Here is a 20867-nt window from a genome sequence, read left to right as displayed (position 1 = left end):
ATTGTCGAGCCCAACAATGCCGTCCGCGCGACAGGAGATCCGCATGAAAGCCCTTACCCCCCTTGCCGCGCTGCTGATCGGCCTTGGCGGCGCCGCCGGTGCCCAGGACATCACCGTGTCCTCCAAGATCGACACCGAAGGTGGACTTCTGGGCAACATGATCCTGCTGGCGCTGCAGGACGCGGGCCTGCCGGTGCAGGATCGCCTGCAGCTGGGCGGCACGCCGATCATGCGCGACGCGATCACCTCGGGTCAGATCGACATCTATCCGGAATACACCGCCAATGGCGCGTTCTTCTTCAACGAGGCCGACAGCGATGTCTGGAAGGATGCCGAAGCCGGCTACAAGCGCGTCGCCGAGCTGGACCTGGAACAGAACGGCATCGTGTGGCTGCAACCCTCGCCCGCGAACAACACCTGGGCCATCGCGCTGCGCCAGGACATCGCGACCGAAAACGACCTGCAGACCATGACCCAGATGGGCGAATGGATCGCGGGGGGCGGCGACGTCAAGCTGGCGGCATCGACCGAATTCGTGACCTCGGCCGCTGCGCTTCCGGCGTTTCAGGAAACCTACGGCTTCACCATGAGCCCCGACCAGCTTGTGCAGCTGTCGGGCGGCGACACGGCCGCGACCATCGCGGCGGCGGCGCAGCAGACCTCGGGCGTGAACGCGGCGATGGTCTATGGCACCGATGGCGGCATCGCACCCGCCGGTTTGGTGGTGATGGAGGACGACAAGGGCGTGCAGCCCGTCTATCAGCCCGCTCCGATCATCCGTGCCGAGGTTCTTGAGGCGCATCCGGAAATCCCCGATATCCTGGCGCCGATCTTCGCGTCGCTGGACCTTGAAACCCTGCAGGAGCTGAACGGCCGCATCCAGATCGGCGGCGAACCCGCCGCCACCGTCGCGCGCGATCACCTGACCCAAGCGGGCTTTCTGGACTGATGCGCGCGCGGCTGGACCGGCCCGGCCTGCTGTTTGCGGTGATCGGTCTGGCCGGGCTGGCCCTGCCGCTGGTGCAGTTCAAGCCGAACCGCATCGTGCTGGGCGAGGGGTTGTCCCTGACCGCCGCCCTGCCCCAGGGACTGATCCTGACCGTGGCCTTGGCCGCGGTGCTGGTTGCGGGCTGCCTTCGCTGGCCGCCCGTGCTGCGCCTTGGGGCCGGTGCGGCGGCGCTGCTGGCGGTGCTGCTGGCCTTGGGCGCGGCGGCGACGCATCTGACCCCGCCGGACAACACCCTGGCCCGCGTCGCGCCATCGGTCGGGTTCTGGCTGATGGCACTGGCCTTCGCCCTGATGCTGGCCGATGCGCTGGCGCGGATGAACCCGGCGCTGTGGCTACGCTGGCTGATCCTGGCAGGGGCGGTCGTTGCCATCGGCGCGATCCTGGGGTCGGGCGCACTGGACGGGGTGTCCGTCATGCGCGAATACGCCGCCCGTCAGGACATCTTCCTGCGCGAGGCGCGGGCGCATCTGACGCTGGCCTTCGGGTCGCTGGCGCTGGCACTGCTGATCGGGTTGCCGCTTGGAGTGGCGCTGTACCAAGCGCGGCGCCTCAGGGGGCCGGTTCTGTCAGTGCTGAATATCCTGCAGACGATCCCGTCGCTGGCGCTGTTCGGCGTGATGATCCCGGTCTTCAGCTGGATCGCGGCTAATGTGCCCGGCGCCGCGCAGGCGGGGGTGGCGGGCATCGGCCTGTTCCCGGCGCTGGTCGCGCTGTTTCTCTATTCGCTGCTGCCGGTCGTGTCGAACACGCTGACCGGGCTGACCGGCGTGAACCCCGCCACGCGCGAGGCCGCGATCGGCCTGGGCCTGACGCGGACGCAGCTGCTGGTGCAGGTGCTGATCCCGCTGGCGCTGCCAGTGCTGCTGGCGGCGGTGCGGATCGTGCTGGTCCAGAATATCGGGCTGGCGGTCATTGCCGGGCTGATCGGCGGCGGCGGCTTCGGTACCTTCGTCTTTCAGGGCCTGAACCAGACCGCGATGGATCTGGTCCTGCTGGGCGCCCTGCCCACCATCGCGCTGGCGCTGACCGCCGGCATCGCTCTTGATCTGCTGGTGCGTTCCAGCCGGAGGTCCGCATGATCGACATCCAGAACCTGACCCGCATCTATGATGGCCGCGCCGCGGTCGACGATGTCAGCCTGACGGTCGAACCCGGCCAGATCGCGGCGTTGGTCGGCACCTCGGGGTCGGGCAAGACGACGCTGTTGCGCATGATCAACCGCCTTGTCGAACCCAGCAGCGGTCGCGTGCTGATCGACGGGCAGGACACGCGCGAGGTCGCGCCCCATCTGCTGCGCCGCCGCATCGGCTATGCGATCCAGGGCCATGGGCTGTTCCCGCATCGCACCGTGGGCCAGAACATCGCCACCGTCCCGCGCCTGCTGGGCTGGGACCAAACCGCAATCCGCGACCGGGTGGACGAGCTGCTGACCCTGTTCCAGATGGCGCCCGACCAGTTCCGCGACCGCATGCCCCATGAGCTGTCCGGCGGCCAGCAGCAGCGCGTGGGCGTGGCCCGTGCGCTGGCGGCGAAGCCCGACCTGCTGCTGATGGATGAGCCCTTTGGCGCCCTTGACCCGGTGATCCGCGCCAAGGCGCAGGCCGACCTGCGCGACATCCAGCGCCGTCTTGGCACCACGCTGATCCTGGTCACCCACGACATGGAGGAGGCGGTGACCCTGGGCGACCGCATCGCCGTCATGGACAAGGGCCGCCTGGTCCAATACGCCCCCCCGTCCGAGATTCTGACCGCCCCCGCCACGCCCTTCGTCCGCGACCTGATCGGGCTGGATCAGCGACCCTTCCACCTGCTGTCGCTGACCCCGGCCCATGCCCTGGCGCGCGAGGGCCAGGCCGACGGCCCCGCCCTGCCACGCGAGGCGACCCTGCGCGACGCGCTGGCCGAATGCCTGTGGAGCGGGCGCGACGCCCTGCCGGTCGAAGGCGGCGGCGTCATCACCTTGGCCGCCCTGCGCGCCCAGGCCGCCCCGCAGGCGCGGGCGGCGGAATGATCGGACGCATCCTGTTGGCCCTGGCCGCGGTTCTGCTGCTGGCGTTCCTGATCGCGCCGGGCTGGTTCGCGCCGGTCTTTCAACCCTTCACCCGCAACAACGCGCCCGCGATCTATACCCAGACCCCGCTCTGGTCGCTGACCCTGTCGCATCTGGCGCTGGTCGGGCTGGCGGTCATCGCCTCGACCGTGGTGGCGCTGGTGCTGGCGGTGCTGGTGACGCGGCCCGCGGGTCGCGAGTTCCTGCCACTGGCGCGCACGATCACCAGCGTGGGCCAGACCTTTCCGCCCGTGGCGGTGCTGGCACTGGCCGTGCCGATCATGGGGTTCGGCGCCGGGCCGACCCTGGTGGCGCTGTTCCTCTACGGCCTGCTGCCGGTGTTCGAGAACACCCTGGCAGGCCTGACCACGCAGCCCGCCAACGTGGCCGAGGCCGCGCGCGGCATGGGCCTGACCCATCGCCAGCGGCTGTGGCAGGTCGACCTGCCGTTGGCCCTGCCGGTGATCCTGGGGGGAATGCGGCTGACGGCGGTGATCTCGCTTGGCACGGCCACGATCGGCTCGACCGTCGCGGCCCGCACCCTGGGCGAGGTGATCATCGCGGGCCTGCTGTCGTCGAACACGGCCTTCGTCCTGCAAGGCGGGCTGGTCGTCGGCATCATCGCGGTGCTGATCCACGAAGGCTTTCAGGCGCTGGAACGGATCGCCGCCCGCCGCACCGGCCTGGACCGCTAGCGCCCCCGCAACGCCGCCGACAGCGCGCCCGTCACAGGCAACGCGTCGTCGAACCGGATCCCCGCCTCGATATGGCGCAGGTGCGTGTCCAGCAGGGACAGGGCCCGCCGCTCGTCCCGCGCGGCGATGGCCGCGACGATGTTTGCATGCTCATCCTCGGCGCACAGCGTGGCGTGGCCTTGGGCGTACAGGCCGATGATCAGCGACGACCGCATCGTCAGCTCGTCCAGATAGCGGGTCAGCACCGGGTTGCGCCCGATCCGCGCCAACAGGATGTGAAACCCGCGCGACAGGCGGATGGCGGCGGGGCGGTTGTCCTGCCCGCGGGCCGCATCCTCGGCCGCCAGATGCGCCTGCAGGTCGGTCAGGTCCTGCGCGTCGGCCAGCCGGACGGCATTGCGGCAGATCGTCGTCTCGATCGCACGGCGGGCCTGAAAGACGTCGCGCGCATCCTGCGGGGTGGGCGTCGCGACATAGGCGCCGCGATTGGGCAGGTGATCCACGACCTGCCAGCCGGTCAGCATCGACAGCGCACGCCGCACATGGGCGCGGTTGCAGGCAAAGATATCCGACAGCGCCTGTTCGCCCAGCTTGGTCCCCGCGCGCAGCCGCTGATCGGCGATGGCGTCCAGGATGCTGTCCACGATCAGTGTTTCCAAGGGCTTGTCCATGGTTTCCAATTTGCACCTTCCTTGGGCCTTCGCAACATTGTTCCGCCCGGAAAGACGGCAGAAAAATATGATTATAGATTGTTAACAATTCGTGGTAACAATAGGGCGACTCAGGAACACGGAGACGCCAATGAAGCTGGTCGTGATCAACCCCAACTCCACCGCATCGATGACCGACAAGATCCTGGCATCGGCCCGCGCGGTGGCCGCCCCCGGCACCGATGTCGAGGGCCGCACCGCCCATGGCGCCCCCGCCAGCATCGAGGGCCATTTCGACGAGGTGATGTCCGCCGCCCACCTGCTGCGCGAGGTGCAGCAGGCCCAGGCCGAGGGCGCCGACGCCATCGTGGTCGCCTGTTTCGACGATCCCGCCATCGGCGCCTGCCGCGAGGTCGCGACCGGCCCCGTGCTGGGCATCTGCGAGGCGGGCATCAAGGCCGCCAGCATGATCGCCACGTCGTTCTCCATCGTCACCACCCTGCCCCGCTCCGTCCCGGTGATCGAGGAATTGGTGCGCAAGTACGGCCTTGACCACCAGTGCCGTCGCGTCCGGTCGGCGGAAATTCCGGTGCTGGCCCTGGAAGAGCCCGGATCGAATGCACGGCAGCTGGTTCGTGCCGAAATCCTGCGCGCCATCGAGGAGGACCGCTGCGAAGCCGTCGTTCTGGGATGCGCCGGCATGTCCGACCTGACCGAATGGCTGAGCCACGAGACGGGGATTCCCGTCATCGACGGCGTGACCGTCGCCACCAAGTTCGCCGAGGCGCTGGTCGGCGCCGGGCTGCTGACCTCCAAGATCGGGGCCTATGCGCACCCGATCCAAAAATAAGAAATCCGCCATCTCCATACAGGGAGTATCCCCATGACCCATACCGGAACGATCGCCGATCACGCCCCACATGCCCTGGACGACAAGAGACCGGGCGAGGAGAGCCTTGCCCCGCAGACCACCCGCATTATGGACCCCTGGTCCTACCTGTTCGCCTGGCTGGGCGGCTGCGTCAGCATCGGCACCTTCACCGTCGGATCGGGGCTGGTGGGCACGCTGAACCTGATCCAGACCGTCGTGGCCATCGCCATCGGCTGCACGGTCATCGGCCTTGCGCTGATGATCAACGGGCGCGCGGGCCACAAGTACGGCATCCCCTTCATGGTGCAGGCCCGGTCGTCCTTCGGCTTTGCCGGGACGCGGCTGCCCGCGCTGGTGCGATCGGTCCCGGCGATCGTCTGGTACGGCTTTCAAAGCTGGATCGGCGCCGGCGCCCTGAACCTGGTCTCCGAAACGATGTTCGGCTACTCCAACATCTGGGTGTTCTTCATAGGCTTCCAGTTCCTGCAGATCGCCCTGTCGGTGCTGGGTTTCCACGGCATCAAGTGGCTGGAGAACATCGGCGCCGTGTTCATCATCGGCGCGCTGATCTACATGTTCTTCAGCGTGATCGGGCAGTACGGCGACCAGATCAGCACCAACCTGATCCAGGCCGAAGGCACCTGGGGCGCGCCGTTCTGGGGGGCCACGATGCTGTTCCTGGGCGTCTATTCCACGATGATGCTGAACGTGTCGGACTATTCGCGCGAATTGCAGCACCGCGTGGGATCGGTGCGGCAGGTGGTGATCTATGCCAACTCGATCCTGCCCGCGACGCTGTTCATGGGGATGATCGGCCTGATGGTGTCCTCGGCCACCGGAGAGGTCGACCCGATCAAGGTCTTCTCCAGCGCGGTGGACAACCCGATCCTGCTGGTGGTGACGCTGTTGTTCATCGCCTTCGCGCAGGTGACGACCAACATCCTGAACAACGTGGTGCCGCCCGCCTATGCGATGATGGACGTGTTCAAGCTGTCGTTCAAATCGGCTGCCGTCATCGTTGGCCTACTGGCCTTCGCGACCTTCCCCTGGCTGCTGGTGCGCGACGAATCCGCGGCGGGGCTGGGCCTGTTCATCCAGACCTACAGCGCCTTCCTGGGGCCGATCTTCGCGATCCTGGTGGTCGACTATTACGTGATCCGCCGCCAGACCCTGAACCTTGACCACCATTACGATGCCGACGGCCCCTATCGCGGCTGGAACCCGGCGGCGGTCATCGCGACCGTGGTGGGCGTAATCGTCGCGCTGATCTTTTCGGGCATCAGCTGGTATGCCAGCCTGATCCCGGCGGGGGTCACCTATTGGCTGCTGATGCAGTACCTGCCATCGGCACAGCGCTTCCGCGCCTGACAGGAAAAAGGCCCCCGGTGACGGGGGCCTTTCGCATCATGCGGGCACGACCGGCACCGCGTGCCAGATGTTGCGCATGTATCCCCGGATCGTCCGGTCGGACGAGAAGAACCCCGACCGCGCGATGTTCAGGGCCGCCATCCGGTCCCAGGCCGCATGGTCGGCATAGGCCCGATCCACCGCCCGCTGCGTCGCGAAATAGCTGTCGAAATCGGACGCGACCAGGAACGGGTCGTCGTTCCAGGTCCGGTCCAGCAGCGTGTAATAGCTGTCGGCCCGGCCGAACTGACCTTCGGCGATCAGCTGCAGGGCGATCTTCATGTCCTCGGACGCCTCGATCGCGGCGCGGGCATGGCCGGGGCGGGCCTTTTCGGCCGCTGCCTCCTCGGCGGTCAGGCCGAACAGGAAGAAGTTCTCGGGGCCCACATGCTCGCGGATCTCGACGTTGGCACCGTCCAGCGTGCCGATGGTCAGCGCGCCGTTCATGGTGAACTTCATGTTGCCGGTGCCGGACGCCTCCTTGCCCGCAGTGCTGATCTGTTCAGACAGATCGGCGGCGGGGATCAGGTCTTCGGCCATCGAGACGTTGTAGTTCGGCGGATAGGCGATCTGCAGGTATTTTGCCGTGACCGGGTCGTTGTTGATCTTGGCGGCCACGTCGTTGATCAGGTGGATCACCGACTTCGCCAGCCAGTATCCCGGCGCCGCCTTTCCGCCGAAGATCTTGACGCGGGGCGTCCAGTCGCCGTTCGGGCTGTCATGGATCCGCTTCCAGAGGGCGATCGCCTCCAGCACGTTCAGCAGCTGGCGCTTGTATTCGTGGATGCGCTTGATCTGGACGTCGAAGATCGCGTCCGGGTCGGCCTTGACGCCCAGCCCTGCCAGCAACCCGTCGGACAGGGCAACCTTGTTGGCGCGCTTTGCGCCCCGCAGATGTTCCAGGAAGATCGCGTCGCCGGCATGGGTCTCAAGTCCCGCCAGCTGGTCCAGGTCCTTGGTCCAGCCGGTGCCGATGGTGTCGTCCAGAAGCCGCGTCAGCGCCGGGTTCGACATGCGCAGCCAGCGGCGCGGCGTCACGCCGTTGGTCTGGTTCACGATCCGGTCGGGATGCAGCTTGTGCAGGTCGGCAAAGACCGTGTCCTTGACCAGATCGGTGTGCAGCGCGGACACGCCGTTCACGCGGCCCGCCATGATGAAGGCCAGCTCTCCCATGTGGACCTGGTCGCCATGCACGATGCCGATATGCGCAGGGCGATTGGTAGTCTTGCGATGATCCTCGTCGATCATCTGGATGATCTGCATGTGCCGGGGCAGCACGCGGCCCATCAACCAGGTGGACCACCGCTCCAGCGCCTCGGGCAGCAGGGTGTGGTTGGTATAGTTCAGCGTCCGCCGCGCCAGGTCCTGCGCGCGGTCGAAGGCCAAGCCGTGCACGTCCATCAGCAGGCGGATCAGCTCGGGCCCGGCGATGGCGGGGTGGGTGTCGTTCAGCTGGATCGCGACCTTGTCCGGCAGGATCTCCAGGTCGCCATGTTCGGCCAGGAACCGCGCCAGGATGTCCTGCAACGCGGCCGAGGTCAGGAAATATTCCTGCTTCAGGCGCAATTCCTTGCCCGATTCCGTGGTGTCGTCGGGATAAAGAACGCGCGACAGCGTGCGGGCCAGCGCCTCGGGTTCGGCCGCGGCCGTGTGATCGCCCGCGTTGAACCGCTTGAGGTCCAGCAGCGTCGTCGGATGCGCCCCCCACAGCCGCAGCGTGTTGGCCCAGTCCCCGCCCCAGCCGATGACCGGCGTGTCATAGGCACGCGCCACGACGCTTTCGCCCGGATGCCAGACGGCATGGCCTTCGACCATGTCGACATGACCCTTGAACCCGATCTCGTAGCTGTAGTTGATGCGCACGAATTCCCACGGATGCGGCTGGTTCAGCCAATCCTCGGGGGTCTCGACCTGCTGGCCGCCCTCGAAGCGCTGGCGGAACAGGCCGTGCTCATAGCGGATGCCATAGCCGAAGGCCGGGCAGGACAGCGACGACAGCGATTCCATGAAACACGCCGCCAGACGCCCCAACCCGCCGTTGCCCAGTGCCGCGTCGGGTTCGTCGTCCAGGATCACCTGCTCGTCCAGACCCAGCAGGGTCAGCGCCTCGCCCATGGCGGGCTCCAGGTTCAGGTTGATGATCGCATCGCCCAGGATGCGGCCGATCAGGAATTCCATCGACAGGTAATAGACCCGCTTGGCGCCCTGGTCGCGGGCGGCACGGATGGCGCCGACCCAGGGGCCGACCATCAGGTCGCGCACCGTATAGCTGACGGCAAGGCGCCAATCGAAAACGGTTGCGAATTCCGGGCCGCGGCCCTGGGTGTGGGTCAGGTGATGCAGGATCTGATCGCGCAGATCCTGTGCCGACAGGGATTGGGTCACATTCCGCCTCTTGCGCAGGGAAAAATCAGGACAACCAGACGCGGCCATAGGGTGGCAATGCCAGCATGTCGTCATGCAGCGTCACCGTCGCGTCCGACAGAATGTCGCGCATGTCCGTCACGCCTTGAAAGCGCAACCAGTCGCCGCTGACCTGTTGCCAGCTTTCCGTGAAGTTGAAAAGACACAGAATGCCGCCTTGGGGCGCGCGGCGTGCGAATGCCAGCAGCGCGGCGTTGCCGCAGTCCAGAATTTCGGTCGGATGCCCGCCATGCAGGCGGTCGCAGGACCGGCGCGCGGCCAGGATGGCGCGGGTGCCGTGCAGAACGCGCCCCTCGGGCGTGTCCGGGTCGGCGCTTGCGCGGGCGGCGCGGTCCCAGTCCATGGCGGGGCGGTTGATCCAGCGGCTGTCATGCGCATGCTCGGGCACGTCCAGATAGCCGTGGTCGTTCACCATCGCGAGTTCGTCCCCCATGTAGATCAGGGGGATGCCGCCAAAGGACGCGATCAGCGCATGGCCCAGCAGGATCCGGTCCACGGCCCGGTCGACCACCAGCGGATCGCCCGCGGCCAGACCGGCCTCCAGCCCAGCCAACGCGGCAAAGCTGCCGGCGATGCGCTTGTCGCCGGTCTCGGGGTTCTCCTGGAACAGCACGCCGCGGGCGAAGCTGCCCGGATAGCTGCCGTCATAGAAATCCGACAGGAAGGCGCGATGCGCCGCCCCCGACAGGCCTAGGGCGCCCGCGTCTTCATCGGTGATCGCCCATCCGATGTCGTCGTGACAGCGGATGTACGTTGCATAAGTCGCGTTCGTCAGCACGGGCGGGAAATGCGTGCGCAGCACATGCGTCATCAGCCGCGTGTCGCGCGTGGCCAGGGCCGACCAGTACTGGACCATCAGGCTGTTGTGATAGCAGAGGTTCCCCTCGCGCCCGTCATGTTCGCCGCGCCCGAAATAGGTCAGCATCTCGGCCGGGCCGACGATGGCCTCCTCCAGGTGGATCACCGCACTGGCCGCGATCCGGGTGCAGGCGCGCAAGGCGCGCAGGATCAGGTGGACTTCGGGCTGGGACTGGCAGGTGGTGCCCATGCGCTTCCACATGAAGGCCACCGCGTCCAGGCGCAGAACATCGACCCCCTTGTTGGTCAGGTTCAGCATGATCCGCACAATCTCCAGGAACACCCGCGGATTGGCCCAGTTCAGGTCCCATTGATGGGCGTTGAACGTGGTCCAGACCCATTTGCCGAATTCGGGGTGATGGGTGAAGCTGCCCGGCGCGGTCTCGGGAAAGATCTCGATCAGCGACGCCTCATAGGCGCGGGGCAGCGTGTCGTCGTCGAACATCAGGTACATGTCCTGGTATTCCGGATCACCCGCCGCCGCGCGCCGCGCCCATTCGTGTTCCTGCGCGGTGTGGTTCAGCACCAGATCGACACACAGCGACATGCCCCGTTCGCGCAGGCTGCCCGCCAGCCGCGTCAGGTCGGCCATGCGCCCGAAGGCCGGGTTGATCTGGCGATAGTCCATCACCGAATAACCGCCGTCGCTGTCGCCCGGGCGCGGCATCAGGCAGGGCATCAGGTGGACATAGCTGATGCCCAGATCGCGCAGGTAATCCAGCCGGCCATGCACGCCGGACAGCGTCCCCGCAAAGCGGTCGATGTAGAAGACATAGCCCGCCATGCCAGACCGCTGGAACCAGTCGGGCTCCAGGTCGCGCGTCAGGTCCAGGCGCTTCAGGTCGGCGGGACGCACGGCCCAGCCCTCGCGCAGCGCGGCCTCCAGCTCGGCGCAGAAGGCGTCGTAGTCGGGGCGATCGCCGTACAGGCGTTCCAGCATGGGCCACAGGTCGGGCGCGCTGCGCGCGAGGCGCATGTCGAAGATCGAGGGGGCTTGGGTCATGATACGCTCGGGGTGATCAGCACGAAGGCCGCGACGCTGTCGGCGGCGATGGGTTCAAGGTCCTGGGCAGACAGGTCCGGGTCGTCGTCCCGCGCGCTGTCCAGGCGGCGGCGCCAGCGGCCCTCGGGCGCGTCGGGCAGGCGGACCTGCGCCTCGGGGCCGTTGTTGAAGACCAGGAAGACTGCTCCCGGCAGGGCCGCATAGGCGGGCGTGCCGGATGCCATGCGCATCTCGGCCGCCAGCAGGCGGCGGTCGGGGTCGTTCCAGTCGTCGGGCGTCATCGGCGCGCCATCGGCCCGGCGCCAGAACAGGTCGGGCAGCCCGTCCTGTTCGCGCGGCTGGCTGTGCAGGAACCGCTTCTGCCGCAAAATCGGATGCGCGCGCCGGAACGCGATGACGCGTCGCACGAAGTCAAGGAAGGCCGGGTCCGCGCCGTCCCAATCGACCCACCCCGTCGGGTTGTCCTGGGCATAGGCGTTGTTGTTGCCGCCCTGGCTGTTTCCCAGCTCGTCGCCGGCCAGCAGCATGGGCGTGCCTTGGGACAGCATCAGCGTGGCGATCAGGTTGCGGCGGCGGCGGTCGCGCGCGGCGGTGATCGCGGGATCGTCGGTCGGGCCTTCGGCGCCCATGTTGTCGGACAGGTTGTGGTTGTGGCCGTCGCGGTTCTCCTCGCCGTTGGCCTCGTTGTGCTTGTCGTTGAAGCTGACCGTGTCCATCAGCGTGAAGCCGTCGTGGGCGGCCACGAAATTCACCGAACTGGTCGCGGGGCGACCGTCATGGTCGAACCGCGCGGCCGATCCCGCCACGCGCTTGGCCAGCTTGCCGATCAGGCCGGGATCGCCCCGCCAGAACCCGCGGATCTGGTCGCGATAGCGGTCGTTCCATTCCGCGAAGGGCACCGGATATGCGCCCAGCTGGTATCCGCCCGGCCCGATGTCCCAAGGTTCCGCGATCAGCTTGACGCGGTTGAGGACCGGGTCCTGGCGGATGGCGCGGAACAGCGGCGCGTCGCGGTCGAACACGCCGCGCGTGCGCCCCAGCACGGATGCCAGGTCAAAGCGGAACCCGTCCACATGCATCACCTCGACCCAGTATCGCAGCGAATCCATGACCAGCCGCAGCGTGAAGGGGCTGTCCAGGTTCAGCACGTTGCCGGTGCCCGCATCGTTGACATAGAACCGCCGATCCTCTGCCAGGCGGTAATAGGACGCGTTGTCCAGCCCGCGGAACGACAGGGTCGGGCCCAGTTCGTTCCCTTCGGCGGTGTGGTTGTAGACGACGTCCAGGATCACCTCGATCCCGGCCTTGTGGAACCGTGCGACCATCTGCTGGAATTCGGCGATGTCGCCCGTCTGCATGTAGCGCGGTTCCGGCGCGAAGAACCCATAGGACATGTAGCCCCAGAAATTCGTCAGCTTCCTGTCGGTCAGAAAGCGGTCGTCGGCAAAGGCATGGACGGGCAGCAGCTCGATCGCGGTGACGCCAAGCCGCGTCAGGTGATCCAGCACGGGTTCGGACGCCATCGCCAGATAGCTGCCGCGATGCCCGATATCGGTGCGCCCCGCGGTCAGTCCCTTGACATGCGCCTCATAGATCACCGTTTCCGACAGGGGCCGGTGCAGGGCACGGTCGTCGCCCCAGGCGAAGCTGGGGTCCACGACCACCGACTTCGGCATGTGCTGCGCGCTGTCGCGGCGGTCGAAGGACAGGTCGGCATCGTGATGCCCGACCCGGTATCCCATCAACGCGTCATGCGCGGCGGGCCGTCCCGTCAGCCGCTTGGCATAGGGGTCGATCAACAGCTTGCGCGCGTTGAAGCGATGCCCTTCGTGGGGGCGATAGGGGCCGTGCATCCGAAAGCCGTATTTCTGGCCTGGGCGCAGCTCCTCGACATGGCCGTGCCAGACATGGCCCTCGCGTTCGGGCAGATCGACCCGCGTCTCTCGGTTGCGTTCGTCGAACAGGCACAGCACGGCGCGTTCGGCATGCTGAGAAAACACCGCAAAGTTCACCCCCGCGCCGTCGAAGGTCGCACCCAGGGGCGTGGGGCGCCCTGCGGTCATCGCGATGGTCTGGATCATGACGGATGGGTCAGCCTTGCATAGAGATCGGCATAGGCACGGGCCGACTGCCCCCACCCGACGGGATGGGCCATGGCGTTGGCCTGCATCCGGGACCAAGTGTCCCGGTCCGCGTAGAGGGTCGCCAGCCGCATCAGCGCCCCGCGCAGCGCCACCGCCGTGACGGGCGCGAACTGGATGCCCGTGGCCACGCCGCGCGCCAGCCCCGCGGGCGAGGCGTTGATGACCGTGTCGGCCAGCCCGCCGGTCAGCGCGACGACCGGGATGGTGCCATAGCGCAGTCCGTACATCTGCGTCAGCCCGCAGGGTTCGAACCGCGACGGCACCAGGATCGCGTCCCCCCCTGCGATCAGCCGATGAGAGAACGCCTCGTCATAACCGATGCGCACGGCCACGTTTGGATCCGCCGCCGCCTGCCGGAACGCCTGTTCCAGGCCCGGATCGCCCGACCCCAGGACCGCCAGCTGCCCGCCCGCCGCCATCAGCGCGGGCAGCGTCTCCAGCACCAGGTCCAGTCCTTTCTGATGGGTCATCCGCGACACGATCACGCAAAGCGGCCCCTCCGCCTGCGGCAGGCCCAGCTCCGCCTGCAACGCGGCCTTGGCGGCGGCCTTGCCCGCCGGGTCGGCGAAAGGAACGATGGCCGGGTCGGTCGCAGGGTCCCAGGCCTGTTCGTCAATGCCGTTCAGGATGCCGGTCAGGGCTGCCTGCCGGTGGCGCATGACCCCGTCCAGCCCCATGCCGAATTCGGGCGTCATCAATTCATCCGCATAGCTGGGCGACACGGTCGTCAGCGCGTCTGCGCCCATCAGCCCGGCCTTCAGCGCCGAGATGCCGCCCCAGAACTCGTACCCCTCGCTGTAGAACCGCGCGGGGTCCAGGCGCAGCGAATGCAGCCGCCCCGGATCGGTCGACCCGGTAAAGGCGATGTTGTGGATGGTCAGCACCGTCCGCACATCGGCCCCGCCCATGCGCGGCAGGTATTCGGTCATGAAACCCGCCTGCCAGTCGTGACCGTGCAGCACCTGGGGGCCCCATCCGGCCGCGCCATGGGCCGCGACATGCGCGCCCACCCAGGACAGCGCGGCAAAGCGTTCCGGGTTATCCGGCCAGTCGCGCCCGTCGGGGCCCAGATAGGGGTTGCCGGGACGGCCATACAGATGGGGTGCGTCGATCACCAGCAGGTCCAGCCCCGCGCCCCGCCCCTGCAGCAGGACCGCGGGCCCGCCGAACAGGTCGTCGAAGGCATGAACGGCCTCGGCTTCCTGCAGCGCGGCCATCACCGCCGGATAGCCGGGGACCAGGCTGCGCATGTGGACGCCCACGCCCGCCAGGGCGGCGGGCAGCGCGCCCGTGACGTCGGCAAGCCCCCCGGTCTTGACCAGGGGGGCGATCTCGGAGGCGACCGACAGCACCCGCATCACAGGGATGCCGCCCGCCGGTCCAGCATGTCCTGGGTGATCAGGGTCACGCCGCCCTCGCTGACGCGGAACCAGCGGGCATCGGCTTCGGGGTCCTCTCCGACGATCAGGCCCTCGGGGATGACCACGCGGCTGTCGATGACGACGTTGCGCAGCCGGGCATGGCGGTTCACCGTCACGTAGGGCAGCACCACCGCGTGATCCAGGACCGCATAGCTGTTCGTGTGCACCTCGGTGAACAGCAGCGAATTGCGCACCTCGGTCCCCGAGATGATGCAGCCCCCGGACACCATCGATGACACGGCAAGGCCGCGGCGGTCCGTTTCGTCATGGATGAACTTGGCGGGCGGCACGCTTTCGGAATAGGTCCAGATTGGCCAGTCGCGGTCCCACAGGTTCAGGTCCGGGGTAAAGTCGGTCAGGGCGATGTTGGCCTGCCAGAAGGCGTCGACCGTGCCCACGTCCTTCCAATAGGCCGGCGCATGCGCCTCGCGCACGCAGGACGTGTCGAACCGATGCGCCATCGCCTTGCCGTTCTTGACGATGTCGGGGATCAGGTCGGTGCCGAAATCATGGCTGGAATTGGGGTCCTGCGCATCGCGCAGCAGCAGGTCGCGCAGGAAGGCCCAGTTGAAGACATAGATGCCCATCGACGCCAGCGCCTTGTCCGGCTCGCCCGGCATGGCGGGCGGATCGGCGGGCTTCTCCAGGAAGGACACGATCCGGCCCGTGGCGTCCACGTCCATCACGCCAAAGGCCGTGGCCTCCATCCGGGGCACGGTCAGGCAGCCCACGGTGACGTCCGCGCCGCTTTCGACATGCTCGCGCAGCATGATCTCGTAGTCCATCTTGTAGATGTGGTCGCCCGCCAGGATGACGATGTAATCGACGTCGTAATCGTCCACGATGTCGATGTTCTGGGTAACCGCATCGGCCGTGCCGCGGTACCAATGGTCCTCGGACGTGCGCTGGCTGGCGGGCAGGATGTCCAGGAACTCGTTGCGTTCGGCCCGGAAGAAGTTCCAGCCGCGCTGGCAATGCCGGATCAGGCTGTGGGCCTTGTACTGTGTGGCGATGGCGATCTTGCGGATGCCGGAGTTCATCGCGTTCGACAGGGCAAAGTCGATGATGCGGGTCTTGCCGCCGAAATAGACGGCGGGCTTGACGCGCCGGTCGGTCAGCTCCGTCAGGCGACTGCCCCGGCCCCCCGCCAGCACGAATGCCATCGCCCGGCGCGTCAGCCGTTGCGTTTCCACCATGGTCCTCTCCTCCCTCATGATTTCAACCTGCCGCCACGAAGATCACCACGGACAGGGGCGGCAGGGTCACAGCCATCGAAGCCGGCTGACCGTCCTGCGGTTCCCCGTCCGCCACGACGCCGCCCAGATTGCCCATGCCGCTGCCGCCATAGGCGGTGGCATCGGTGTTCAACGCCTCGCGCCAGCGCCCCGCCTGCGGCACCCCGATGCGGAAGCCGGGGCGCGGGACGGGGGTGAAGTTGCAGACCACCACAACCGGCGGATCGCCCGCATCGCCGCGCCGGATCCAGGAATAGGTCGATTGCGCGGGATCGGTCGCGATCCACTGGAACCCCTCTGGCTCGGCATCCTTGACGTGCAGGGCGGGGGTGTCGCGATAGAGCGCGTTCAGGTCGCGCACCAGCGCCTGCACGCCCTGGTGCATCGGCTGCCCGGCGGCGTGCCAGTTCAGCTCTCCGTTGTGGTTCCACTCCTCGGGCTGGCCGAACTCGCAGCCCATGAACAGCAGCTTCTTCCCCGGATGCCCCCACATGAAGCCGTAATAGGCGCGCAGGTTGGCGAACTGCTGCCATTCGTCGCCGGGCATCTTGTGCAGCAGGCTGCCCTTGCCGTGGACGACCTCGTCATGGCTGATCGGCAGGATGAAGTTCTCGCTGAAGGCGTACATCAGCCCAAAGCTCATCAGGTCGTGGTGATAGCGGCGGTGGACCGGATCGCGGCTCATGTAGCGCAGGGTGTCGTTCATCCAGCCCATGTTCCACTTGAAGCCAAAGCCCAGCCCCCCCGCATCGACCGGGGCCGACACCTTGGGGAATGACGTGCTCTCCTCGGCCACGGTCATGATGCCGGGCTGTTCGCCGTAAGCCTCGATGTTCATGTTCTGAAGGAAGGCGATCGCCTCGTAGTTCTCGCGCCCGCCATCCTTGTTCGGAACCCATTCGCCGGCCTTGCGGGAATAGTCGCGGTACAGCATCGACGCCACCGCATCCACGCGCAGCCCGTCGATATGGTATTCGTCCAGCCAGTAGACCGCATTGGCGGTCAGGAAGTTCTGCACCTCGGTCCGGCCATAGTTGTAGATCAGCGTGTTCCAGTCCTGGTGGAACCCCTCGCGCGGGTCGGCATGTTCGTAAAGCTCGGTCCCGTCGAAGCGGGCCAGGCCATGCGCGTCGGTCGGGAAATGCCCCGGCACCCAGTCCAGCAGCACCCCCAGCCCCGCCTGGTGCGCCGCATCGACCAGGTCGCGGAACTCATGCGGCGGGCCGAACCGGATCGTCGGCGCATAAAGGCCCACCGGCTGATAGCCCCATGACCCGTCAAAGGGAAATTCGCTGACCGGCATCAGCTCCAGATGGGTGAAGCCCATGTCCTTGGCATAGGCGACCAGATCCCGCGCCATCTCCTGATAGGAGAGCGGCCGCCCGCCATCGTCGTACTTGCGCCGCCAGCTGCCCGGATGGACCTCATAGATGCTGATGGGGGCGCGGCGATCCTGCGCCCGCGCGCGCCGCGCCATCCATTCGGCGTCCTTCCAGCCATAGCCGGTGATGTCGCGCACCACGCTGGCCTTTTCTGGCGGATGCTGGCTGCCGAAACCCACCGGGTCGGCCTTCAGCATGACCCCGCCATGGGCGTCCAGGACCTCGTACTTGTAGAGGGTGCCCTCGCCCAGGTCGGGCAGGAAGATCTCCCAGAACCCCTGGCCCACGCGGCGCATCGGATGGCGCCGGCCGTCCCACCCGTTGAACTGGCCCACGACCGACACCCGCCGCGCATTGGGCGCCCAGACCGCAAAGCGGGTCCCTGCGACGCCCTGATGGGTGGTCACATGCGCGCCCAGCACCTGCCACAGCCGCTTGTGCGTGCCTTCGGCCAGCAGGTGCAGGTCCATCTCGCCCAGCACGGGCGCGAACCGATAGGGGTCGTCGAAGGTCCATTCGACGCCGCCGCCCGACCGGGCCTTCAGCCGATAGGGACCGGCCGGGATCGGGCCGGCGAACAGATCGCCCGCCACGCGCGGCAGATCCGCCTCTCCATCGGGCCCCACGGCCGACAGTGCGGCCAGGTCAGGGTGATAGACGGTCAGCCACTGACCGTCGCCGAACGGGCGCGGTCCCAGAATTGAAAACGGTTGCGAACATCGCCCCTGGGCCAGCAGGGCCTGATCTTCGGGGCTAACATGCGGAGGATTCTTGCTTTTGTCCATGCGGCCCACCTTAGCCCGATCACAGATTCGGGCAATCGTCTGGTTAACGCTAACACCTCCTTTTTGATCCCGCTATAGTCATCCGCGACGACAGGATTTTCCGGAAAGGTATCGATGATGGCGGAATGGTGGCGCGACGCGGTGATCTATCAGATCTATCCCCGCAGTTTTCAGGACAGTGACGGCGACGGCATCGGCGACCTGCCGGGCATCACGCGCCGGCTGGACCATGTGGCGGGCCTTGGTGTGGATGCGATCTGGCTGTCGCCCTTCTTCACCTCGCCGCAGAAGGACATGGGCTATGACGTGTCCGACTATACCGGGGTCGACCCGCTGTTCGGCAGCATGGCCGATTTCGACGCCATGGTCGCCCGCGCGCACGCCCTGGGCCTGAAGGTCATCATCGACCAGGTCATCAGCCATTCCAGCGACAAGCATCCCTGGTTCGAGGAGAGCCGCCGCGACCGCACCAACCCCAAGGCCGACTGGTATGTCTGGGCCGACCCCAAGCCCGACGGCACGCCGCCCACGAACTGGCCCTCCGTCTTCGGCGGCCCGGCCTGGGAATGGGAGCCGCGCCGGCGCCAGTACTACCTGCACAACTTCCTGATCGAGCAGCCCGACCTGAACATGTGGAACCACGCGGTCCAGGACGCGCTGCTGGACACGATGCGTTTCTGGCTGGATCGCGGCGTCGACGGGTTCCGGCTGGACACGGTCAACTACTACTTCCACGACGCCAAGCTGCGCGACAACCCGCCCAATCCCGACCACAAGGGCCCCGAGACCTACGGCTTTCAGCGCCACGTCCATTCCAAGAACCAGCCCGAGAACATCGCCTTTCTGGAACGCATGCGCGCGCTGACCGACGAATACGACGCCCGCATGATGGTCGGAGAGGTCGGTGACGGCGGCCAGACCGCCATCGACATCATGGGCGATTACACTCAGGGCGATGACCGCCTGCACATGTGCTACAGCTTCGAGATGCTCAGCCCCGACTTCACCGCGCGCCATTTCCGGCACACGATCGAGGGCGTGCACGATCATGCCCCCGACAGCCATTCCTGCTGGTCCTTCTCGAACCACGACGTGATCCGGCACGTGTCCCGTTGGGCCGACCATGCGCAATCCCCCGAGGCGCTGGCACGGCAGGCGGCGGCGATGCTGCTGTCCTTCCCCGGCACGATCTGCCTCTATCAGGGAGAGGAGCTGGGCCAGACCGAAACGACCCTGGTCTATGAGGAACTGACCGACCCCCCTGCCCTGCGCTTCTGGCCCGAGGTCAAGGGCCGCGACGGCTGCCGCACGCCGATGGTCTGGGACCAGAGCGAACCGCATGCGGGGTTCTCGGACGCGGCGCCTTGGCTGCCGGTCAAGGACGACCAGGCGGTCCGCGCTGTGGCGCATCAGCAGAACGGCAACGACAGCGTGCTGGCCGCCTATCGCGGCACGATCGCCTTCCGCAAGGCGTCCGATGCGCTGCGCTTCGGCAAGACCGCCTTCCTGGACATGCCCGAACCGATCCTGGCCTTCCGCCGCGACCATGACGGGCAGGCGCTGACGGCGGTGTTCAACCTGTCGCGCACGCCCCTGTCGGTGGCGGTCGCGAGCGATACCAACCTCAGCGGCCCGGTCAACGCCACGCTGGAGGGCGGCACGCTGCACCTGCCGGCGAACGGCTTCGCTTGGCTGACGGGTGCACCGGTGCTGACCGCCTAAGATACGGGTGGCCGGGGCCTCAGGGCTCCGGCCGCCGCCACACGAACAGGGCCAGCCCCAGATAGATCCCCGCGGCCCCGAACAGCATGGCCCAGGCAGGGCTGCCCGACCACAGCTCCACCCCCGCCCAGATCAGCGGCAGGATCACGCAGATCACCCGCACCCACAGCGGGCGAAAGAACGGCGCATCGGGATCGACAAGCTTCATGGCACACCTTCCAGGGGCTTGGGGGGGCGGGGGGTCCGGGGGGCTGGCCCCCCGGCCGTCGCGGGACGCATCAGACCGCGCTGCCATGGCGGGTCCTCGGCAAAGGCCGCCGCGATGTGATCGACAAAGGCGCGTGTCTTGCGGGGCAGCGGCCGGATCGGCGGCCAGACCACACTGATCGGCAGCGGGTCCTGCGCCAGGTCCGGCAGCACCTGCACCAGCCGCCCGTCGCGCAGCGCGTCATGGACGATGAACAGCGGCAGCAGCGCCAGGCCCAACCCGCCGATGGCCAGATCGCGCATCGCCTCGCCGTTGTTGGCCGACACCCGGCTCTGCCGGGGGGGCGCGACCTGGTCGCCAAAGGGCCAGATCTCGGCCAGCCGCGCGTTCAGGTATCCGATGACCTCGTGCCCCGCCAGATCGCCGGGCGCCCCGACCGCGCCGTGCTGCGCAAGGTAATCGGGACTGGCCACCAGGGCGCGCGGATCCTCGCACAGGCGGCGCGCCATCAGGCTGCTGTCCTTCAGATGCCCGATGCGCAGCCCCAGATCGAACCCCGCCCGCCCCAGGTCCATATGCCGGTCATCGTAATCCAGCACGATCTCCAGCCCCGGATGGGCACGCGCGAAACCCGCGATCACCGGGCCCAGGTGGCGGATGCCGAAACTCATTGGCGCCGCGATGGCCAGCCGCCCGCGCAGCGCGGCCTCGGGCGCGGCGGCGCTTTCGGTTGCGGCGACCAGTTCGGCCAGCGCCGGGCGCAACCGTTCGGCCAGGGACAGCGCGCTGTCGGTGGGCGCGATGCGCCCGGCATGCCGGGTGAACAGCGCGACGCCCAACGCGGCCTCGAAATCGGTGATCCGCTTGCTGACCACGGATTTCGACAGGTCCGACCGCGCCGCGGCACCCGAGATGCTGCCCGCATCCAGCACCGACAGAAAGGTCCGGATATCCGTGATCGTCCAGGTCATGGCGCACCCTAACACGCCGCCGGTCGTTCGCA

The 20867-nt window shown here is 67.4% G+C and carries 16 protein-coding genes; 7 read left to right on the top strand and 9 right to left on the bottom strand.

Annotated features, from left to right (window positions below; genetic code table 11):
- The first annotated feature begins 43 nt into the window (after nt 1–43).
- From SY26_RS11880 to SY26_RS11865, 4 genes are read left to right on the top strand one after another with little or no spacing between them, the layout of a single operon-like run.
- Nucleotides 44–949, top strand: coding sequence for an ABC transporter substrate-binding protein (locus SY26_RS11880; protein WP_046000664.1), 906 nt, complete (start codon nt 44–46; stop codon nt 947–949).
- On the top strand, nt 949–2088 hold the full coding sequence (locus SY26_RS11875; RefSeq protein WP_046000663.1) for an ABC transporter permease: 1140 nt from the start codon (nt 949–951) through the stop codon (nt 2086–2088). The genes SY26_RS11880 and SY26_RS11875 overlap by 1 nt, the downstream gene beginning before the upstream one ends.
- Nucleotides 2085–3020, top strand: a complete 936-nt coding sequence (locus tag SY26_RS11870; RefSeq protein WP_046000662.1) for an ABC transporter ATP-binding protein — start codon at nt 2085–2087, stop codon at nt 3018–3020. The genes SY26_RS11875 and SY26_RS11870 overlap by 4 nt, the downstream gene beginning before the upstream one ends.
- Nucleotides 3017–3754 (top strand): ABC transporter permease, encoded by a 738-nt coding sequence (locus SY26_RS11865; RefSeq protein WP_046000661.1) that lies wholly within the window; start codon nt 3017–3019, stop codon nt 3752–3754. The genes SY26_RS11870 and SY26_RS11865 overlap by 4 nt, the downstream gene beginning before the upstream one ends.
- Here the strand turns inward: SY26_RS11865 and SY26_RS11860 are convergent.
- Nucleotides 3751–4425, bottom strand: coding sequence for a GntR family transcriptional regulator (locus SY26_RS11860; protein ID WP_046000660.1), 675 nt, complete (start codon nt 4423–4425; stop codon nt 3751–3753). The two genes, SY26_RS11865 and SY26_RS11860, sit on opposite strands and share 4 nt — an antisense overlap.
- Nucleotides 4426–4555: 130 nt before the next feature.
- Here SY26_RS11860 and SY26_RS11855 point away from each other — a divergent pair, with 130 nt between their 5' ends.
- Entirely contained in the window at nt 4556–5254 is a 699-nt protein-coding gene (locus SY26_RS11855) for an aspartate/glutamate racemase family protein (RefSeq protein ID WP_045981558.1), read from the top strand.
- A 33-nt stretch (nt 5255–5287) separates the two neighbouring features.
- Nucleotides 5288–6643, top strand: a complete 1356-nt coding sequence (locus SY26_RS11850) for an NCS1 family transporter (protein ID WP_045981559.1) — start codon at nt 5288–5290, stop codon at nt 6641–6643.
- 36 nt (nt 6644–6679) lie between these two features.
- Here the strand turns inward: SY26_RS11850 and SY26_RS11845 are convergent, their stop codons facing one another.
- From SY26_RS11845 to glgB, 6 genes are read right to left on the bottom strand one after another with little or no spacing between them, the layout of a single operon-like run.
- Nucleotides 6680–9115 carry a glycogen/starch/alpha-glucan phosphorylase gene (locus SY26_RS11845; RefSeq protein WP_046000659.1) on the bottom strand — a complete coding sequence of 812 codons (2436 nt, stop codon included), beginning with the start codon at nt 9113–9115 and terminating at the stop codon, nt 6680–6682.
- Nucleotides 9093–10967: an amylosucrase gene (locus SY26_RS11840; protein ID WP_046000658.1), complete on the bottom strand. Its 1875-nt coding sequence runs from the start codon at nt 10965–10967 to the stop codon at nt 9093–9095. The genes SY26_RS11845 and SY26_RS11840 overlap by 23 nt, the downstream gene beginning before the upstream one ends.
- Entirely contained in the window at nt 10964–13048 is a 2085-nt protein-coding gene (gene glgX / locus SY26_RS11835) for a glycogen debranching protein GlgX (RefSeq protein ID WP_046000657.1), read from the bottom strand. The genes SY26_RS11840 and glgX overlap by 4 nt, the downstream gene beginning before the upstream one ends.
- Nucleotides 13045–14469 (bottom strand): glycogen synthase GlgA, encoded by a 1425-nt coding sequence (gene glgA, locus SY26_RS11830; RefSeq protein ID WP_084693820.1) that lies wholly within the window; start codon nt 14467–14469, stop codon nt 13045–13047. The genes glgX and glgA overlap by 4 nt, the downstream gene beginning before the upstream one ends.
- On the bottom strand, nt 14469–15728 hold the full coding sequence (gene glgC / locus SY26_RS11825) for a glucose-1-phosphate adenylyltransferase (protein ID WP_046000655.1): 1260 nt from the start codon (nt 15726–15728) through the stop codon (nt 14469–14471). The genes glgA and glgC overlap by 1 nt, the downstream gene beginning before the upstream one ends.
- Nucleotides 15729–15750: 22 nt before the next feature.
- A complete protein-coding gene (gene glgB / locus SY26_RS11820) occupies nt 15751–17934 on the bottom strand; it encodes a 1,4-alpha-glucan branching protein GlgB (RefSeq protein ID WP_046000654.1) in 2184 nt (727 codons plus the stop codon).
- A 117-nt stretch (nt 17935–18051) separates the two neighbouring features.
- Between glgB and SY26_RS11815 the strand changes: the two genes are divergently transcribed.
- Nucleotides 18052–19656, top strand: a complete 1605-nt coding sequence (locus tag SY26_RS11815) for an alpha-glucosidase (RefSeq protein WP_046000868.1) — start codon at nt 18052–18054, stop codon at nt 19654–19656.
- A gap of 19 nt (nt 19657–19675) precedes the next feature.
- Here SY26_RS11815 and SY26_RS11810 read toward each other — a convergent pair whose 3' ends face one another.
- On the bottom strand, nt 19676–19864 hold the full coding sequence (locus SY26_RS11810; protein ID WP_046000653.1) for a hypothetical protein: 189 nt from the start codon (nt 19862–19864) through the stop codon (nt 19676–19678).
- Nucleotides 19861–20835, bottom strand: coding sequence for a LysR family transcriptional regulator (locus tag SY26_RS11805; RefSeq protein ID WP_064503558.1), 975 nt, complete (start codon nt 20833–20835; stop codon nt 19861–19863). Before SY26_RS11805 ends, SY26_RS11810 begins: the two co-directional genes overlap by 4 nt.
- Between the last annotated feature and the right edge of the window lie 32 nt (nt 20836–20867).

Origin of the sequence: Paracoccus sp. 228 (genome assembly GCF_000967825.1) — a bacterium.
Taxonomy (GTDB): Bacteria; Pseudomonadota; Alphaproteobacteria; order Rhodobacterales; family Rhodobacteraceae; genus Paracoccus; species Paracoccus marcusii.
The sequence above is the reverse complement of the archived record's forward strand: the minus strand, read 5'-3'. Positions and strand labels throughout refer to the sequence as shown.

Bases quoted from the DNA above. Each gene is read 5' to 3' on its own strand.
- SY26_RS11880 (WP_046000664.1), top strand. From the start codon at position 44: ATGAAAGCCCTTACCCCCCTTGCCGCGCTGCTGATCGGCCTTGGCGGC.
- SY26_RS11875 (WP_046000663.1), top strand. From the start codon at position 949: ATGCGCGCGCGGCTGGACCGGCCCGGCCTGCTGTTTGCGGTGATCGGT.
- SY26_RS11870 (WP_046000662.1), top strand. From the start codon at position 2,085: ATGATCGACATCCAGAACCTGACCCGCATCTATGATGGCCGCGCCGCG.
- SY26_RS11865 (WP_046000661.1), top strand. From the start codon at position 3,017: ATGATCGGACGCATCCTGTTGGCCCTGGCCGCGGTTCTGCTGCTGGCG.
- SY26_RS11860 (WP_046000660.1), bottom strand. From the start codon at position 4,425: ATGGACAAGCCCTTGGAAACACTGATCGTGGACAGCATCCTGGACGCC.
- SY26_RS11855 (WP_045981558.1), top strand. From the start codon at position 4,556: ATGAAGCTGGTCGTGATCAACCCCAACTCCACCGCATCGATGACCGAC.
- SY26_RS11850 (WP_045981559.1), top strand. From the start codon at position 5,288: ATGACCCATACCGGAACGATCGCCGATCACGCCCCACATGCCCTGGAC.
- SY26_RS11845 (WP_046000659.1), bottom strand. From the start codon at position 9,115: ATGGCCGCGTCTGGTTGTCCTGATTTTTCCCTGCGCAAGAGGCGGAAT.
- SY26_RS11840 (WP_046000658.1), bottom strand. From the start codon at position 10,967: ATGACCCAAGCCCCCTCGATCTTCGACATGCGCCTCGCGCGCAGCGCG.
- glgX (WP_046000657.1), bottom strand. From the start codon at position 13,048: ATGATCCAGACCATCGCGATGACCGCAGGGCGCCCCACGCCCCTGGGT.
- glgA (WP_084693820.1), bottom strand. From the start codon at position 14,469: ATGCGGGTGCTGTCGGTCGCCTCCGAGATCGCCCCCCTGGTCAAGACC.
- glgC (WP_046000655.1), bottom strand. From the start codon at position 15,728: ATGGTGGAAACGCAACGGCTGACGCGCCGGGCGATGGCATTCGTGCTG.
- glgB (WP_046000654.1), bottom strand. From the start codon at position 17,934: ATGGACAAAAGCAAGAATCCTCCGCATGTTAGCCCCGAAGATCAGGCC.
- SY26_RS11815 (WP_046000868.1), top strand. From the start codon at position 18,052: ATGGCGGAATGGTGGCGCGACGCGGTGATCTATCAGATCTATCCCCGC.
- SY26_RS11810 (WP_046000653.1), bottom strand. From the start codon at position 19,864: ATGAAGCTTGTCGATCCCGATGCGCCGTTCTTTCGCCCGCTGTGGGTG.
- SY26_RS11805 (WP_064503558.1), bottom strand. From the start codon at position 20,835: ATGACCTGGACGATCACGGATATCCGGACCTTTCTGTCGGTGCTGGAT.